The following is a 15,773-nucleotide window of genomic DNA, read 5'->3' as shown; positions in this document are numbered from 1 at the left end:
AATTGTGGGATTTTTATGATTGGCATCGTTCGCATCGCGCTCAAAAGGCCTTATACATTCGTTGTACTGGCTATTTTCATTCTCATCATCGGCCCTCTGGCTGCGCTTCGTACGCCTACGGATATCTTTCCCGGCATCGACATCCCGGTTGTCAGTGTGGTGTGGCAATACACGGGACTCTCGCCGGACCAGATGGAGGGGCGCATCATGGCCCCGTTCCAGCGGGTATTGACCACGACGGTCAACGGCGTCGAACACATCGAAGGAAGCTCTCTTAACGGCTACGGCGTCGTCAAGATTTTCTTCCAGCCGGGCACCAGCATCGCGACGGCGAATGCGCAGGTCACCTCGATCTCGCAGGAAATCCTGAAGCAGTTGCCGCCAGGGACGACCCCGCCGTTCGTTCTCAATTACAACGCCTCGACAGTTCCTGTCATCCAGCTCGCGCTTTCCGGAAAGGGCCTCTCCGAGCAGAATCTCGCCGACCTGGGGCTGAATCAGCTGCGCCCTGCTTTGACGTCGGTAGCCGGCGCCGCGATACCGTTTCCGTTCGGCGGCAAAACCCGGCAGGTTCAGATCAACGTCAAACCGCATGAACTCCAGGCTCGCGGGCTGTCTGCCGCAGACGTTCAGAGCGCATTAGCGGCACAGAATCTCATCACGCCCGTAGGCACCGAAAAGATCGGCAATTACGAGTACACGTTGCAGTTGAACGACGCACCGTCGACGATCGCCGCGATTGCCGGCATGCCCGTCAAATCGGCCAACGGAACCACCGTTTATATGCGCGATGTGGCCGATGTGACCGACGGCAGTCCGCCACAACCGAACATTGTTCACGTGGAAGGCAAGCGTTCGGTACTGCTCACCGTGTTCAAGAATGGCTCGGCATCCACGTTGGCCATCATCGCCGGGATCAGGGAAAAGGCGATCGAGGCAAAAGCCTCGTTGCCGGATGACCTGCGGATCGATCCGATCGGCGACCAGTCGATCTTCGTTCGCTCCGCAATTACGGGCGTCGCCCGCGAGGGGGTGATTGCCGCCCTGCTCACGAGCGTCATGATCCTGCTGTTTCTGGGCAGCTGGCGCTCAACCGTCATTATCGCGACGTCCATTCCGCTCGCCATTCTTGGGTCGATTTCAGTCCTGTCCGCTTTGGGCGAGACACTGAACATCATGACGCTCGGAGGACTCGCGCTCGCGGTGGGGATTCTCGTCGACGATGCCACCGTGACCATCGAGAACATCAACTGGCACCTGGAGCACGGCAAGGATGTCGAGAGTGCCATTCTCGATGGCGCCGCACAGATCGTCACGCCGGCCTTCGTTTCGTTGCTTTGCATCTGCATCGTTTTTGTGCCGATGTTTTTCCTGAGCGGCGTGGCGAAATTCCTGTTCGTGCCGATGGCAGAAGCGGTGATCTTCGCGATGATCTCGTCGTTCATCCTGTCGCGGACCCTCGTGCCCACGATGGCCAAATACCTGTTGAAGCCCCACGTACAAGGCGAGGAACAGGCGCATCGGCCTTCTTCGAACCCGTTGGCACGGTTTCAGCGCGGCTTCGAGCACGGTTTCGAGCGCGTTCGTTCGAACTACAGCGGGATGCTCGAGCTGTTATTGAAGCATCGTCGTGGTTTCGTCATCGGGTTCTTCGGCTTCGTTGCACTATCGTTTGCGCTGGTGCCGTTTCTCGGGCGCAACTTCTTCCCGGATGTCGACGCCGGCCAGATCCTGTTGCACGTGCGTGCGCCGGTCGGCACGCGTATCGAGACAACGGCTGAGATCTTCGCGAACGTGGAAGGCCGCGTGCGGGCGACGATTCCGCGATCCGAGCTCGGCACCGTCGTCGACAACATGGGACTTTCAACCAGTTCCATCAATACGGCCTACAACAACACGGGAACGATTGGCTCGCAAGACGGCGATATCCAGATCTCGCTAAACGAAGGCCATCACCCCACGGCTGAGTACGTTCGCAAGTTACGCGAAGAGTTGCCGCGCGATTTTCCAGGTGTCACGTTCTCGTTTCCGCCTGCGGACATCGTCGGTCAGATCCTGAACTTCGGCTCGCCCGCACCGATTGACCTGCAGATTCGCGGCAAGAATCTGCCGGCCGACTTTGCCTACGCGAACCTGATGCTGCGTCAGATCCGGCATATTCCCGGCGTGGTCGATGCCCGCATTCAGCAATCGCAGGCCAATCCGCAGTTCAATATCGACGTCGACCGGACCCACGCGGAGCTTCAGGGCATCACCGAACGCGACGTCACCAACAGTCTGGTCGTGCACCTGGCCGGATCGGGGCAGATCGCGCCGACCTACTGGCTCAACCAGGCCAATGGCGTTGAATATCCGATTGTCGTGCAGACGCCGCAATACGGTCTTGATTCGCTGCCGTCCCTAATGAATCTGCCCTTGACGGGCGCCGGCGCCGCGGCCAACGATGGACAGATCCTCGCCGGCGTGGCGAGTATCCATCGCACCGCCAGCAATGAAGTCGTCAGCGACTACAACATCCAGCCGATGGTGGAGATCTTCGCGACGACCCAGGGGCGCGATCTCGGCGCGGTTTCCGCCGATATTCACCGCATCGTTTCCGCCAATGCCAAAGGGTTGCCGAAGGGCGCGAAGGTCGTGCTGCTCGGCCAGGTCCAGACCATGAACAACGCCTTCGCCGGCCTGCTCTTCGGTCTACTCGGCGCGGTCGTGCTGATTTACCTGCTTATCGTTGTCAATTTCCAGTCATGGACCGATCCGCTTGTGATCGTCTCTGCGTTGCCCGCCGCGCTGGCCGGCATCGTGTGGATGCTGTTCGCGACGGACACCACGCTGTCGGTTCCCGCTCTGACGGGCGCCATCATGTGCATGGGCGTTGCAACAGCCAATGCGATTCTGGTGGTGAGCTTTTGCCGCGAACGCCTGGCCGAACACGGCGACGCGTTCAAGGCAGCACTGGAGGCCGGCTCCACGCGCTTTCGTCCGGTCCTGATGACCGCGTTGTCAATGATCATCGGCATGGCGCCGATGGCGCTCGCACTCGGCGAAGGCGGCGAGCAGAACGCGCCGCTGGGCCGCGCGGTGATTGGCGGACTGCTGTTCGCGACCACCGCCACGCTGTTCCTCGTGCCGGCCGTCTTTTGCCTGTTCCATTCGCGTCGGGGTCGCACGTCGACCGCAGCCATTTCCGGAGATTCGATCCATGTCGTATGAACCCACACCGCGTGCGGCGCTGCCGCAACGCCAGCTTTCGTTTGCAGGAATCATTGGTGGTGCGCTCGCCGTCATCATCGTTGCGGGTGGCATCACGCTGCGCCTGCAACATGCGCATCAGCTCAAAGACTGGACGGAAACTCAGGCCATACCGTCCGTGAATGTCGTGATGCCAGCGAGGGAGGCACCGGGCGGCTCGCTGGACCTGCCCGGCCGGCTGGAGGCCTTCGAAAGCGCACCCATCTATGCGCGTGTCAGCGGCTACCTCAAATCGTGGCGTGTCGATATCGGCAGTCCAGTAAGGGCAGGTGAACCGCTCGCCGAGATCGAGACGCCTGAACTCGATCAACAGTTGAATCAGGCAAAGGCCGACCTCGCCAGCGCGAAAGCCGATGCCGCTCTGGCCAGGACGACGGCCGAACGCTGGCAGAGCCTGCTGGACTCCGATTCCGTGTCCCATCAGGAGGTCGACGAGCGCAATCAAGGCTATGTGGCGAAGCAGGCCCGCGTGGCGGCGGCTCAGGCAAATCTCGACAGGCTGGTCGCGACCAAGGGCTTCGCCAGGATCGTCGCACCGTTCGACGGTGTGATCACCGCGCGCGACACCGACGTCGGCGCATTGATCAACGCCGGCGGTGGCGCCGGGCCACAGCTCTTCTCCGTATCGAGCGTGGATAAACTGCGTCTGTACGTGCGCGTGCCGCAGGAATATGCGCCGATGATCAAACCCGGCGGGACCGGCACCTTCACCGTCCCGGAGTATCCCGGCAAGAGCTTCACGGCTACGGTGGCAGGTCTCGCCGACTCCGTCAACGCGGCATCGGGAACGACGCTCGTCCAGTTGCTGGTCGACAATCCCGGTCATCTCCTGCTCCCGGGCGGCTTCGTCAATCTGCACTTCGCGCTGCCGGCACGTGCCGACGCGCTGCGGGTGCCGGCCAGCGCGCTGATCTTCGACAACAAGGGGCTGCGGCTCGCGACCGTCGATGGTCACGACACGGTCCGGTTCAAATCCGTTGCGATCCTGCAGGACCTCGGGAACGCGGTTGATATCGGCTCGGGATTGGCTGGCACTGAGCGCGTGATCGACACGCCGCCCGATGGTCTGGTCGAAGGTGATCACGTTCAGGTGATCAGCGCCGCGGCCAAGGGTGGACACCATGGCTAACTATCGGACACTGGCCTCATTCGTGAGTGCCGTGGCGCTTGCCGCGTGCTCACTTGCGCCGCACTACGAGGTTCCGGATGTGCCCGTCGCGGCACAGTACCAGACTCAGGGACCGTGGAGTGCGGCCAGCCCGGCTGACCAGCTCGACCGCGCGGGATGGTGGAAACTCTACCAGGAGCCCGAACTCGATGACCTCGAACAACGCCTGGTCGCGAATAATCCCGACCTGCGCGCCGCGTTCTTTCACTACGGGCAGGCTGAGGCGTATATCAGGCAGGTCAGCTCGCAGCTCTATCCACAGGTAGCCGCTGGCGGCAATGTGCAGCGTGAGCGCGAGTCGGACACACGGCCGTTGCGCAGCGCGACCGGGCCGACCGACTACAACTCGGCCACGCTGGGCCTCCAGGTCGACTACGAAGTCGACCTTTGGGGACGCGTGCGCGATTCCGTTGCTGCCAGCAAGGACGAAGGACAGGCCGCAAAAGCGGATCTGGCATCGACACAGTTGAGCCTCGAAATCGAGCTGGCGCGTAGCTATATCGACATGCGCGGCCTCGATCAGCAAATCCAGCTGATCGAGGGCACGGATGAGGCCTATCAGAAGGCGCTCGATCTGACTCGCAACCGGCATGGTGCCGGAATCGTGTCGGGTCTGGATGTGGCGCGTGCAAGCAACCAGTTGTCGGCCGCCGAGTCGGACCTCACCCAGGTCAGGGCGAAGCGAGCGCTACTCGAACACGCGATTGCCGTGCTGGTCGGCGCGTCGCCATCTGACTTCCGCATCGAGGCGAGTACCCATCCAATCCAGTTGCCCGTTGTCCCGGTGGGTGTCCCGTCGGCGCTGCTGCAAAGACGACCGGATGTGGCCGCCGCCGAGCGGCGCACAGCGGAGGCCAATGCACGAATTGGCGTTGCACGTGCCGCCTACTTCCCGTCTCTGACACTCAGCGCGTCGGGCGGCGTGCAAAGCTCGGTGCTCGCGGATCTGCTCAGCGCCCCCAGTTCCTATTGGGCGATCGGGCCATCACTCGCGGTGTACCTGCTGGACGGCGGCAAGCGGCGGGCACAGCTGGACTCCGCAAAAGATGCGACGGCAGAGGCCGGCGCGCGCTACCGGAGTGTGGTGCTGGCCTCGTTCAGGCAAGTGGAAGACGACCTCTCGTTGCTCTCCGATCTGGGCACTGCAACAGCCCAGCAGCAAGATGCCGCAACGGCCGCCGACACGTCGGTCAATCTTTCGCTCGCACGCTATCGGCGTGGCGCGGTTAGCTATCTGGACGTGGTCGAAGCGCAATCCGCTGCGCTTGTATCGGAACGCAGCGTGATCCAGCTTCGAACGCAGCAGCTGGATGCGAATGTAGACCTCGTTCGCGCGCTCGGCGGTGGCTGGACCAGAGATGACCTGGCAAGCCGTTGAACTCGCGCATGGAGCACTCGCGCTTCTCCCCCTGTCACCACGCGACCCGGACGCCTCAAAGGCAAATGGTTCGCGGTTCACGTGCCCGCCCGCCCGGCCTGCAATGCAATGCAAGGCGCAGTGCGGCGGCGGGCATTCGTTGTCGAGCGGATTCGCAGCACATTGCATCACTGCGGTCTGTCTCACTTACTCATCAAGGAAACATCATGCTTCAGTTTTACTTTCATCCGACGCCCAATCCCACGAAAGTGGCGCTCCTGCTCGAGGAGCTCGAAATACCGTTCGAGCTTCATGCCGTCGATACCTTCAAGGGCGAGCAACACAAGCCGGAATTCCTGACGATCAATCCGAACGGCAAGGTGCCGGCCATCGTCGACGACGGCATTGCGGTGTTCGATTCCCACGCAATCCTGCTGCACCTTGGCGCAAAGCATGGCAAGTTCGTGCCGTCCACACCGTCGCAGCATGCGGAGATGCTCTCGTGGCTGCTGTTCGTCGCGACAGGCCTGTCGCCGTTCTCGGGTCAGGCCGTGCACTTCCTGCACCATGCGCCGGAAACGATTCCGTACGCACGCAATCGCTACCTGAAAGAAGTCGAGCGCCACTACCGCATTCTTGATGCGCGTCTCGCACGCTCGAAATATCTGGCTGGCGACACTTACTCGATCGCCGACATGGCACTCTGGGGCTGGGCCAATTCCGCTGGCTTTATCTTCGGCGAGAAGGGTCTGACGGACTATCCGCACGTCAAGCGTCTGGTCGATGAAATCGCGGCCCGCCCGGCCGCCGTCCGGGCTCTGGCGCTGAAGGACCGGCTCAAGTTCAAAGCCGAGTTTGACGAAGAGACCCGTCGCGCACTGTTCCCCCAGAACGCTTCGCTCACGGTCTGACAAGCCGTAAAAGTGCCAATGCTGGCCGCCCGAAAAAGCGGCCAGCACGGGCGCGTTGTACGCGATGAAAATGCCAGTGACTGCCTACCGTCCAGTGCAACTCAATTTCAAAGGGGAGACTCATGACCCGTATTGCTACCCCGGCCACCGTCGCGGAAGCCCCTGCCGCATCCCAACCTCTGCTCCAGGCTGTCGACAGGCAACTGGGCGCCGTGCCCAACCTGTTCCGCATGGTCGGCAACAGCCCGGCAGCCCTCGAAGGCTGCCTGAGCCTGATGGGCGCGCTTGGCAGGGGCGAGTTGTCGGTGCAGATGCGTGAGCGCATCGCGCTCGCCGTCGCAGAAGTCAATGGCTGCGACTACTGCTTGTCCGCTCACATTTATTTCGCACGGAACGTCGCGAACCTCGACGACGCCGAAATCACCGCGAACCGCAACGGCGGCTCGAACGATCTGAAGGCCGCCGCTGCTGTGCTGTTCGCGAAAAAGGTGGCGGCCGCGCGCGGCCGCGTATCGGACGCCGATCTCAGCGCAGTCAAGGCAGCAGGCTATAGCGAAGCGGCTGTGATCGAGATCGTGCTGAACGTGGCGTTCAACATCTGGACCAACTACGTCAACGCAGTCGCCGGTACCGTGATCGATTTCCCTGTCGTGCACACCAGGAAGGCGTGACACGTTGGGCCAGACTTTAGCAGGACACCCACCTTAACTGCCGGGAACGGACAGCGCCGCGGGCGCGGAAACAATATCGAACTGACCGTGGAAACAAGATGACAGTATTTCGTGAGTCAGTGAATGAGCGAGTGAATGAATGAGTCAGCGCTGAGTGCGCTTGCCCTGAGCCCCTACTCTGCGATCGAAAAGCCCACCGGGCGCTGTTCCGGCGCTTTTTCAGGCCGCTCGATACGCGGATTGGCGCCACGGATGAAGAGGATCGCGCAGATGGCTACCATCGTCCAGATGCAGAGAATTACGGTCAAAGCGCTCATTTCAGTCTTCAGAAGTTCGGCATTGCGATGGGTCCTGGCTGGCCTCGCGGCCAGTCAGTGCGTCATGTGTGGGTCGGTACCGTTGAACACAAGTTCGTCGATCAGGCGGGTAGTCAGTGCCAGTTGACGCTTGAGCGACTCGCGCACTGTGTCCGCGCCCGCCGTGTCGCCGCGCGCGGCGGCGGAGTAAGTCCGGGTCGCCAGACGCAACACGGACTCCGACGCGAGGTGCAGTTCGCGCATCGCGCCGGCGTGGGCAGTCGAAGACGAACTGTCCCATTCGGGCGCAGATACGTCCGGCACACCCGCTTCGAACTGACGACTCTTGTCGTGTCGGAAAGACATTTCAGACTCCTTACGCGATTGGCACGATGTCAGTGTGCGCCGACGAGGGCGTGTCCAATCGGTTGAAAAGAGGCCAATTTTGAAGGCAATCCGGTGTCATTGAAAAGACCAGGGTTTGTGCTATACGGGGACCGAATAGCCGGAAGCGCGACGCACGCTATAGCCACTTGGGTACGTCAACCCGTGCATGGCGGTGCAGCTTGTCAATCAGGGCACCTGCGTCTCTATCCACGGAGATCGAATGCCGATGCGCTGCTGGCAAAAATTTCGTGTCGACCATGTGGTCGACGAACCCTAGAAACGCCGTGAAAAAGTCAGCGGTGTTCAATAGACCCACCGGTTTGTCGATCTCCGAAAGCTGGTTCATCGTCCACACTTCCATCAGCTCCTCGATCGTGCCGATTCCTCCTGGCAGGGCGATGAATGCATCGGCGAGGTCGACCATCCGCTCCTTACGGCTACGAAGGGTTAGCGCGATTTCGTGCCGGGTTAAACCCGAATGCGATTGCCCACGCTGATGCAGGCTTTCTGTAATCACGCCATGCACCTCGCCGCCAGATGCCAGAGCAGCATCAGCGACAACGCCCATCAACCCCTTTGTCGTTCCACCGTAGACAAGCGTGATCCGCGCTTTTCCTAATGCCTGGCCGAGCGCTCGCGCGCCGTCGGCGAACGCCTCCGAGGCACCGTAGTTCGATCCGCAAAATACGGCAATGCTCCTGATTGAACGTATCGTCATTTCACCTGGACTCCCTTGAAGCGGCGGCAAACGAGTCCTTACAGACTCAGGACAAAAGAAGAAAAATGCGTGTGTGGTACCCGATCTGCTCCGGCCCTCGCCAGACAGGTCTTTCATTCTATAAACCGCATGGCCTATAAAAAAAGATCCATGAACCGACATTTAACCTGGTCCATGATTGAACATGGCTCGCTCGTTACAGCAGCTGTGTAGCGGTTCGTACCCACGCGCCGAACGGCCGGAGCATCCTCACGGAAGTCATTTTCATTTGCTTGCGATGCCACTCCGGGTCATCATGGCACGCATCGTTTTCATTGCATTTGCCAGGTTGACCAGGCCATGACCGTCGCGAAGCACAGCCATATCTCACCGTTGGATCCAACGGCGGCCGAACCCTTCTATCGACAGATCTACGATCGCTTTCGCGCCGCTATTGCCAGCGGGGTATTGAAGCCGGGCGACCGGATACCCTCGGCACGTGCGCTGACCCAGGAATTGGGGCTGGCAAGAGGTACGATTGAGGCCGCCTATTCCTTGCTGGCTGCTGAGGGATATATCCTGGCACGCGGTCAGGCAGGGACCATTGTGTCGCCGGATCTCAAGCCACGCGCCCCGGTTGCAAGCACGGTGCACCGCTCCAATAACGACGGTGCAGCGCCTGGTTTTCGTCCAGATTCGATTTTGCCGTTCCAGATGGGCTTGCCTGCCCTGGATATGTTTCCTCGAAAAATCTGGGCACGCCTCGGCGCGCGATGCGTACGCGCCATGCAACCGTCTGACATGGTGCACCCGTCGGTATTCGGCTTGCAGGCACTGCGCACCGAGATCGCCGCTTATCTGCAGGTTTCGCGTGGGATCGACTGCTCTTCGTCTCAGGTATTCGTGACATCGGGATACCGTCACACCATCGAACTGATTGCACATGCGCTGTTGAAGGCCGGGGATCGCGTTTGGCTTGAAAACCCCGGCTATCCCCCTACGCGAGAACTATTGGGGAATATGAATATTGCAACCGTTCCGGTACCGGTAGATCACGAGGGCATGGTCGTTTCCGATGCAATCAGGCTGGCGCCACGGGCGCGCGCAGCGGTGGTGACGCCCGCGCATCAGAGCCCGCTAAGCGTGTCGTTATCGTTGCCTCGTCGTCTGGCGCTGCTGGACTGGGCGGCGCGAAATAACGCATGGGTCGTCGAAGACGATTACGACGGCGAGTACCGATATGTGAGCCGCCCCCTACCCGCGTTAAAGAGCCTGGATCGCGACGGGCGGGTGCTCTATGCGGGCACGTTCAGCAAAGTACTTTTTCCTGGCATTCGGCTTGCCTATCTGGTCGTGCCGCCAACGCAGGTCGAACGGTTTGAACAGATCATCCAGGCCTTCGCAGGCGGTAGTCCAGAGCTTACCCAGGCTATCGTCACGGCCTTCATCACGGAAGGACACTTCGCACGCCATATTCAAAGGATGCGCAAGCTCTATGCCGAACGTCGGGAGGCGAGCGTGGCTGGTCTGGAAAGCGTGTTGGGCAAACACATGCGAATTGATACACAACCCGGCGGAATGCATTTGATCTTGCGGTTGCAAGGCCGACGCTCAGATCGCCGGCTCGTTGCACGCATGCGAGACGACGGTCTATATGGAGAAGCATTGACGGATTGGACGACAGGCAACCAGGGAGCCTCGGCCGTGCTTCTCAGCTTCACGAATATCGACACACAGCGCACCGCCGAGAATCTCGGAAGGCGTATTTTGAAGCTGATATGACGGCGGCAGCAGCGTTCCTCAGGCGAAATCATGGTCTAGTACATAATGCCGATCATGGACCTTCTTCGATAGGCCAAGATGCATCACGATAGAGTCTCTCCATTAGTCAACCTAGGGATTCATCATGAGCAATCGTATCGACTACGCCAAGGCGTCACCAGAAGGTTATAAGGCTTTTGGCGGTGTGTACGTCACCCTTCAGAAGTCCGGCCTTTCACCAGAACTGATCGACCTCGTGTATCTGCGGGTCTCGCAAATAAACGGCTGCGCATTTTGCATCGATATGCATACCCGCGACCTGCTCAAGCTCGGCGTGACAGTCGAGAAGCTCGTACTGGTGCCCGTGTGGCGTGATTCGGGTGAAGTATTCAGTGCTCGCGAACGCATCGCGCTCGGCTGGGCGGAAACCGTCACCCGCATCGCTGAAACCCATGTTCCCGATGCTGACTATGAAGCCGCTGCCGGTGAATTCAACGAGAAAGAACTTGCTGATCTGACCTATGCGATCGGTTTGATGAACGCCTTCAATCGATTTGGTATCACCTTCCGCACGCCCCCCGCTGCTGCCAGGGTCTGACATTCTCACCTCGCGAGGAATTCCGACACTTTCGCCAGCCCCGCTTCGAGCACTGTCCGATTATTGGCATACCCAACGCGCACATAGCCTTCCATGTCGAGCGCGCTGCCTGGCGTGAACATCACCCCGGTTTGCTCGATGAGTTCCGTGCAGAATTGCAGGGACGAAATCGGCAGATCGTACTTCAGCAGCGCAGTCGTTCCCGACTTCGGCTTGATATACGAAACCGCCGGCTCTTTCGCAATCCATGCGTCCAGGATCGCCAGATTGGTCCGCACGATAGCGTGGTTGCGGGCAAGAATCGCCGCCCGGTTCTCGAGCGCGATCGAAGCAAAGTGATCGTCGATCATGCCGACGCTGATCGTGTTGTAGTCGCGATGAATGGCGACAGCGTGAATCAGATCCTCTGGGCCGGCGATCCAGCCCAGCCGCAGACCCGCAAGCGAATATGTTTTGGACATGCTGCCGGTACTGATGCCGCGTTCATACACGTCGGCAATCGAAGCCGTATAGCCGGTGCCCTCCTGATCCGTGCCGCGATAGACCTCGTCGCACAGCACATAGGCGCCACACGAGCGCGCGATCTCCCCGATTCCGGTCAGAAAGCGCTCATCCATCAGCGAACCGGTCGGGTTGTTCGGGTTGTTGATGGCAATGAGCCGGGTTTTATCGTTGATGAGGCTGCGCAGTTCGGCGAGATCCGGAAGAAAGCCGTTTTCCTCGCGCAGTTTCAGAATGCGCACGTCCGCACCGTAGCTCTCGGGAATCGAATAATGCTGCTGATACGTGGGCAGCACCGAGATGACCGTGTCGCCCGGTTCGACCAAGGTCTCATACACCAGCGCATTGCCGCCGATCGCACCATGCGTGACGATCAGATTGGCGGGCGACTGGTGCGCGTACATCGACGAAATCGCTTCGCGCAGGCGCGTCGAACCCTCGATCGCGCCGTACGTGAGTTTGAGCGGCCGTAGCTCGTCGAGAATGCTGTCCTGTTTGCCTGCAAGCGTGAGCAACTCGTCCACGGTCAGCGATTCGACACAGGTTTCGGCGAGGTTATAAGTGCACTGCGTCTCGTAGAGATCCATCCAGCGTTCGACGCCGAAGTCCTTGATCTTCATTTCACTCTCCTTCGTGATTCGCTGGGTAAGTCGCTGGGGTAAGTCGCTGCGTGAGTTATCGCGCGATGAGTGATCGATGAAACGGGTCCGCCCCCGGCGCCTATCGGAAGCGCTCGGGACGGTACGGATACGGATCGGTGAGCGGCTCGGCGCCCGTCATCATTTCCGCCAGCAAGCGCCCTGTCACCGGGCCTAGCGTCAAACCGTGGTGGTTATGTCCGAACGCGAACCACAATCCGCGATGGCGCAGCGCGGGCCCGATGACGGGCCGCATGTCGGGCGTACATGGCCGCAAGCCGAGCCATGGCGCTGCGTCCAGCCGGCGGCCCAGACCGAATATAGGCCGGGCGACGGCCTCTGCGCGTTGCAACTGAATACCCGTAGGCGATGCTTCGCGCCGGGCAATTTCAACGCCGGTGGTCAGCCGCAGGCGTCCTTGCATGGGCGCGACCACGTAACCTTTTTCGGAGTCGATAAATGGCGCCCCGAGCATCTGCTGCGTGGCTTCATAGTGCATGTGATACCCACGTTTTGCCCGCAGCGGTATCCGATATCCGAGCGGCTCGAACACCTTGTCGGACCACGGGCCGAGCGCCACGACCACCTCGCTGGCGCTGATCCGGCCTTGCGACGTCTGGACGGTCCATGCATCGGCTTCCTGACGGACCGTGACGGCCTCACCTGTAAGCAGCGTGCCGCCGCCCTGCTCGAACAGCCGCGCATAGCCCTTCGTCAATGCACCCGGACTGGAGACGGTCTTCGGATCCCGCCAATGCAATGCGCCACAAAAACCCGCCGCGATACCGGGTTCACGCGCCGCAAGTGCGCCGGCATCGTAGGGCGTCATGCGCAGTCCGTACGTTTTCGCCGTGACTTCGGCGGCGGCTGCCTGCTGTTCATATTCCGAAAGCGTGCGGAATGCCTCGAACCAGCCGCCGTCATCAGTCAGATTCTGGAGGCCGGCACGCTCGATCAGTGCATCGTGCTCGGCCACGCATTGCCGCATCAACGGCAGCATGTCGCGCGCCGCCGCTTCGAGCCGCCCGGGCGACGACTCCCACCAGAATCGTGCGAGCCACGTCGCGAAAGACGGCAGCGCCTTGTAGTCCCAGTAAAGATCGGTCGACTGATTGCGCAGGTAGCGCAATAGCGTGCCGAGATCGCGCGGGAAAGCGTAAGGCACCACGGACGAGCTCTCGATCAGGCCGGCATTGCCAAAACTGGTCTCTTCGCCAGGGCCGCGCCGATCGACGAGCGCCACCCGGCGACCGCGATCCTGCAGATGCAGCGCGGTCGATACGCCGACGATCCCGGCACCCAGCACCATCACATCGAAATCCATAGGCTCGCTCGAATGGTCAGATCGGAGCCCGCTGCGAATCCGGTCGCATCGGGCCCTGAAGCAGTTACTTTGCGATGATGTCGCGCTTGAAGTACTTCTGCGACAGACTGCTGAGCGTACCGTCTTTCTTCAGAGCCTCGAGCGCGGCATTGATTTTCCCGGTCAACGCCTTGTCGCCCTTGCGCATGCCGAAACCCGTTCCTTCGCCAAGCGTGACCGGATCTCTGAGCGGCTGGCCGACGATCGCATAGTCATGGCCCGAAGGCTTGCTCAGGAAGCCGTCCTCGGCAGTCTGCGCTTCCTGGACGGCGGCATCCAGGCGTCCGGCGACTAGGTCGCTGTACACCTGATCCTGGTCCTGATACGAGACGACCGTTACACCCGCATTCGCCCAGTGGCCCTTGAGGAAATCTTCCTGCGACGACCCCTGCAGCACGCCCACGCGTTTGCCTTGCAGACTCTTCACGTCGGGCAACAGCGTGGAACCCCGCTTTGCCACCATCACGATCGGCACGATATAGATCGGCCGTGTGAAGTCGATGCTCTGCTTGCGCTTGTCCGTGATGTTCATGGCGGAATTGATGACATCGAATTTGCGCGCCTGCAAGGCTGGAATCAGGCCGTCGAATGAATTCTCCACCCACTCGCATTTCACAGCCATCTTCGCACAGACCGCGTTGCCGACGTCGACGTCGAATCCCTGCAACTGCCCCGTCGGCGACTTGCTTTCGAACGGCGGGTACGCGGCCTCGATGCCGAAACGCAAGGTGCTTTGAGTCTCGGCGCTGACGGTGCCGGCCGAACCGATCAAAGCAGCAGCGACGAAAAGTGAGAGTGAAAGCTTCAGACGCATGATGGTTCCCTATGAAATTGGGGATCGCAGATTTAGGGCACGGGCGGTAACTGACGGCGCGACCTCGACAGGAACGCAAGAGGCGCCAGATGGGGCTGCTCTCAGTGGTTCTGGACCCACAGTCTATTCTGGACACTCGCAAATGCAAGCAATTTTCAAAAATAAAAGTCCAGACTGGACTTTTTGACTTTAGAATTGCGCTGACGCCGCAAGCCGGCAACGATGTGGAGAGCAAGCTCATGAGCAGCACAGACACAGTATTTCCCCTGATCGTTCAGCAGGACGCGGTGCGTAAAGCGCTTCCCCATCTCGATGTACGCGGCGAGCTCGCGCGAATGTTTCTCTCGCTGGCGAACCACGCCGCGGTGCAGCCGCCGCAAAGCTTGACCCTCTTTCCACAAGGCACTGGCGACTTCATTACGTACCTTGGCGTCATGGCGGAGGCCAAGGTATTCGGTGTGAAGATGTCGCCGTACATCGTGACTGAATCGAAGCCGGTCATTACGGCGTGGACCACGCTGATGTCGATGGAAACGGGCGAGCCGCTGCTGCTGTGCGACGCGGGTCTGCTCACCACCGAGCGCACGGCCGGTGCGACGGCACTTGCGGTGGACCACCTCGCACCGGGCGCGGCGCGCCGGCTCGCGATCGTCGGCGCGGGGTCAGTGGGACAGGCGCATCTGCGGCACCTTGCACCGCTGCGGCCGTGGGACTCGATTACGGTGTTTTCCCCGGTGCTTGGCGGGAACGAGGCGAAGCGCGCGGCGCTCGGCGCTCTTCATGAACGTGTGCAAATCTGCACCCGGATTGAAGACTGCGTGCGCGATGCCGACGTGATTGCGTTGTGTACATCCTCCGGCACGCCTGTACTGTCAGACGCAATGCTGACCAGGCCCGCGCTCATCACGTCGATCAGCACGAATGTTGCCAATGCACATGAGATTCCACCGGCCTGGCTTCAGGACATGGACGTCTATTGCGACTACCGCCGAACCACGCCCGCCAGTGCAGGCGAAATGAAACTGGCGGCGCAACTGCATGGCTGGTCGCCGGAAAGTGTTCTGGGAGATTTGCCCGAGCTTGCATCCGGCACGGCAAAGAAGCCGTCGTACGAAAAGCATGCTTTCTTCCGCTCGATCGGACTCGGACTGGAAGATGTGGCGATCGCCTACGCGTTGTTCAGGCACCTGTCCGGCAGCCGATAAGCTGAGTCAGACCGAGGCGGCACGGCGGCTGTGCGCGGCTTGAGCCAACCAGGGATGAACACGACCCGTGGCAAAATAGCTGATCGCCCGAAGCTTCGTTGTACCTGAACGCACGCCGACGCACACGCCGCCAGACCCGGCGAAACCGAACAATCTT

At 60.7% G+C, this 15,773-nt stretch carries 14 protein-coding genes; 8 read left to right on the top strand and 6 right to left on the bottom strand.

Features of this window, described 5'->3' with window-relative positions; translation table 11 throughout:
• The first annotated feature begins 15 nt into the window (after positions 1–15).
• The 5 genes from PQR27_RS25210 to PQR27_RS25190 all read left to right on the top strand — a co-directional run bounded on the left by PQR27_RS25210 (position 16) and on the right by PQR27_RS25190 (position 7,356).
• Entirely contained in the window at positions 16–3,210 is a 3,195-nt protein-coding gene (locus tag PQR27_RS25210) for an efflux RND transporter permease subunit (protein ID WP_408526354.1), read from the top strand.
• Positions 3,200–4,378 carry an efflux RND transporter periplasmic adaptor subunit gene (locus PQR27_RS25205; RefSeq protein WP_408526353.1) on the top strand — a complete coding sequence of 393 codons (1,179 nt, stop codon included), beginning with the start codon at positions 3,200–3,202 and terminating at the stop codon, positions 4,376–4,378. The genes PQR27_RS25210 and PQR27_RS25205 overlap by 11 nt, the downstream gene beginning before the upstream one ends.
• Positions 4,371–5,795 carry an efflux transporter outer membrane subunit gene (locus PQR27_RS25200; protein ID WP_408526352.1) on the top strand — a complete coding sequence of 475 codons (1,425 nt, stop codon included), beginning with the start codon at positions 4,371–4,373 and terminating at the stop codon, positions 5,793–5,795. The genes PQR27_RS25205 and PQR27_RS25200 overlap by 8 nt, the downstream gene beginning before the upstream one ends.
• Before the next feature lie 206 nt (positions 5,796–6,001).
• A complete protein-coding gene (locus tag PQR27_RS25195; RefSeq protein ID WP_408526351.1) occupies positions 6,002–6,685 on the top strand; it encodes a glutathione S-transferase family protein in 684 nt (227 codons plus the stop codon).
• A gap of 122 nt (positions 6,686–6,807) precedes the next feature.
• Positions 6,808–7,356 carry a carboxymuconolactone decarboxylase family protein gene (locus tag PQR27_RS25190; protein ID WP_408526350.1) on the top strand — a complete coding sequence of 183 codons (549 nt, stop codon included), beginning with the start codon at positions 6,808–6,810 and terminating at the stop codon, positions 7,354–7,356.
• A 173-nt stretch (positions 7,357–7,529) separates the two neighbouring features.
• Here PQR27_RS25190 and PQR27_RS25185 read toward each other — a convergent pair whose 3' ends face one another.
• From PQR27_RS25185 to PQR27_RS25175, 3 genes are all read right to left on the bottom strand, one after another.
• Positions 7,530–7,673: a hypothetical protein gene (locus PQR27_RS25185; protein ID WP_408526349.1), complete on the bottom strand. Its 144-nt coding sequence runs from the start codon at positions 7,671–7,673 to the stop codon at positions 7,530–7,532.
• 54 nt (positions 7,674–7,727) lie between these two features.
• The gene (locus PQR27_RS25180; protein WP_408526348.1) at positions 7,728–8,018 is read right to left on the bottom strand and encodes a hypothetical protein; all 291 of its coding nucleotides are present in this window, start codon (positions 8,016–8,018) and stop codon (positions 7,728–7,730) included.
• A 157-nt stretch (positions 8,019–8,175) separates the two neighbouring features.
• Positions 8,176–8,757: an LOG family protein gene (locus PQR27_RS25175; RefSeq protein ID WP_408526347.1), complete on the bottom strand. Its 582-nt coding sequence runs from the start codon at positions 8,755–8,757 to the stop codon at positions 8,176–8,178.
• 339 nt (positions 8,758–9,096) lie between these two features.
• On the opposite strand from PQR27_RS25175, the gene pdxR reads away from it, so the two are divergent.
• Positions 9,097–10,518 (top strand): MocR-like pyridoxine biosynthesis transcription factor PdxR, encoded by a 1,422-nt coding sequence (gene pdxR, locus PQR27_RS25170; protein ID WP_408526346.1) that lies wholly within the window; start codon positions 9,097–9,099, stop codon positions 10,516–10,518.
• Positions 10,519–10,642: 124 nt separating this feature from the next.
• Positions 10,643–11,095 carry a carboxymuconolactone decarboxylase family protein gene (locus PQR27_RS25165; RefSeq protein ID WP_408526345.1) on the top strand — a complete coding sequence of 151 codons (453 nt, stop codon included), beginning with the start codon at positions 10,643–10,645 and terminating at the stop codon, positions 11,093–11,095.
• A gap of 5 nt (positions 11,096–11,100) precedes the next feature.
• Here PQR27_RS25165 and PQR27_RS25160 read toward each other — a convergent pair whose 3' ends face one another.
• The 3 genes from PQR27_RS25160 to PQR27_RS25150 all read right to left on the bottom strand — a co-directional run bounded on the left by PQR27_RS25160 (position 11,101) and on the right by PQR27_RS25150 (position 14,411).
• Positions 11,101–12,216, bottom strand: coding sequence for an aminotransferase (locus PQR27_RS25160; RefSeq protein ID WP_408526344.1), 1,116 nt, complete (start codon positions 12,214–12,216; stop codon positions 11,101–11,103).
• A gap of 100 nt (positions 12,217–12,316) precedes the next feature.
• The gene (locus PQR27_RS25155; RefSeq protein ID WP_408526343.1) at positions 12,317–13,558 is read right to left on the bottom strand and encodes an NAD(P)/FAD-dependent oxidoreductase; all 1,242 of its coding nucleotides are present in this window, start codon (positions 13,556–13,558) and stop codon (positions 12,317–12,319) included.
• Between the two features lie 64 nt (positions 13,559–13,622).
• Positions 13,623–14,411 carry an ABC transporter substrate-binding protein gene (locus PQR27_RS25150; protein ID WP_408526342.1) on the bottom strand — a complete coding sequence of 263 codons (789 nt, stop codon included), beginning with the start codon at positions 14,409–14,411 and terminating at the stop codon, positions 13,623–13,625.
• A 239-nt stretch (positions 14,412–14,650) separates the two neighbouring features.
• On the opposite strand from PQR27_RS25150, the gene PQR27_RS25145 reads away from it, so the two are divergent.
• A complete protein-coding gene (locus PQR27_RS25145; RefSeq protein WP_408526341.1) occupies positions 14,651–15,616 on the top strand; it encodes an ornithine cyclodeaminase family protein in 966 nt (321 codons plus the stop codon).
• Positions 15,617–15,773: the final 157 nt, after the last annotated feature.

It is taken from the genome of Paraburkholderia fungorum, from assembly GCF_046027215.1.
GTDB lineage: Bacteria > Pseudomonadota > Gammaproteobacteria > Burkholderiales > Burkholderiaceae > Paraburkholderia > Paraburkholderia fungorum_D.
Note: the sequence above shows the minus strand (reverse complement) of the source record. Positions and strands in the feature narration are given on the sequence as shown.

Excerpts from the sequence above, each read along its gene's own strand:
- PQR27_RS25175 (WP_408526347.1), bottom strand. The coding sequence starts at position 8,757 with ATGACGATACGTTCAATCAGGAGCATTGCCGTATTTTGCGGATCGAAC.
- PQR27_RS25195 (WP_408526351.1), top strand. The coding sequence starts at position 6,002 with ATGCTTCAGTTTTACTTTCATCCGACGCCCAATCCCACGAAAGTGGCG.
- PQR27_RS25200 (WP_408526352.1), top strand. The coding sequence starts at position 4,371 with ATGGCTAACTATCGGACACTGGCCTCATTCGTGAGTGCCGTGGCGCTT.
- PQR27_RS25160 (WP_408526344.1), bottom strand. The coding sequence starts at position 12,216 with ATGAAGATCAAGGACTTCGGCGTCGAACGCTGGATGGATCTCTACGAG.
- PQR27_RS25210 (WP_408526354.1), top strand. The coding sequence starts at position 16 with ATGATTGGCATCGTTCGCATCGCGCTCAAAAGGCCTTATACATTCGTT.
- PQR27_RS25190 (WP_408526350.1), top strand. The coding sequence starts at position 6,808 with ATGACCCGTATTGCTACCCCGGCCACCGTCGCGGAAGCCCCTGCCGCA.
- PQR27_RS25145 (WP_408526341.1), top strand. The coding sequence starts at position 14,651 with ATGAGCAGCACAGACACAGTATTTCCCCTGATCGTTCAGCAGGACGCG.
- PQR27_RS25205 (WP_408526353.1), top strand. The coding sequence starts at position 3,200 with ATGTCGTATGAACCCACACCGCGTGCGGCGCTGCCGCAACGCCAGCTT.
- pdxR (WP_408526346.1), top strand. The coding sequence starts at position 9,097 with ATGACCGTCGCGAAGCACAGCCATATCTCACCGTTGGATCCAACGGCG.
- PQR27_RS25155 (WP_408526343.1), bottom strand. The coding sequence starts at position 13,558 with ATGGATTTCGATGTGATGGTGCTGGGTGCCGGGATCGTCGGCGTATCG.
- PQR27_RS25150 (WP_408526342.1), bottom strand. The coding sequence starts at position 14,411 with ATGCGTCTGAAGCTTTCACTCTCACTTTTCGTCGCTGCTGCTTTGATC.
- PQR27_RS25165 (WP_408526345.1), top strand. The coding sequence starts at position 10,643 with ATGAGCAATCGTATCGACTACGCCAAGGCGTCACCAGAAGGTTATAAG.
- PQR27_RS25180 (WP_408526348.1), bottom strand. The coding sequence starts at position 8,018 with ATGTCTTTCCGACACGACAAGAGTCGTCAGTTCGAAGCGGGTGTGCCG.
- PQR27_RS25185 (WP_408526349.1), bottom strand. The coding sequence starts at position 7,673 with ATGAGCGCTTTGACCGTAATTCTCTGCATCTGGACGATGGTAGCCATC.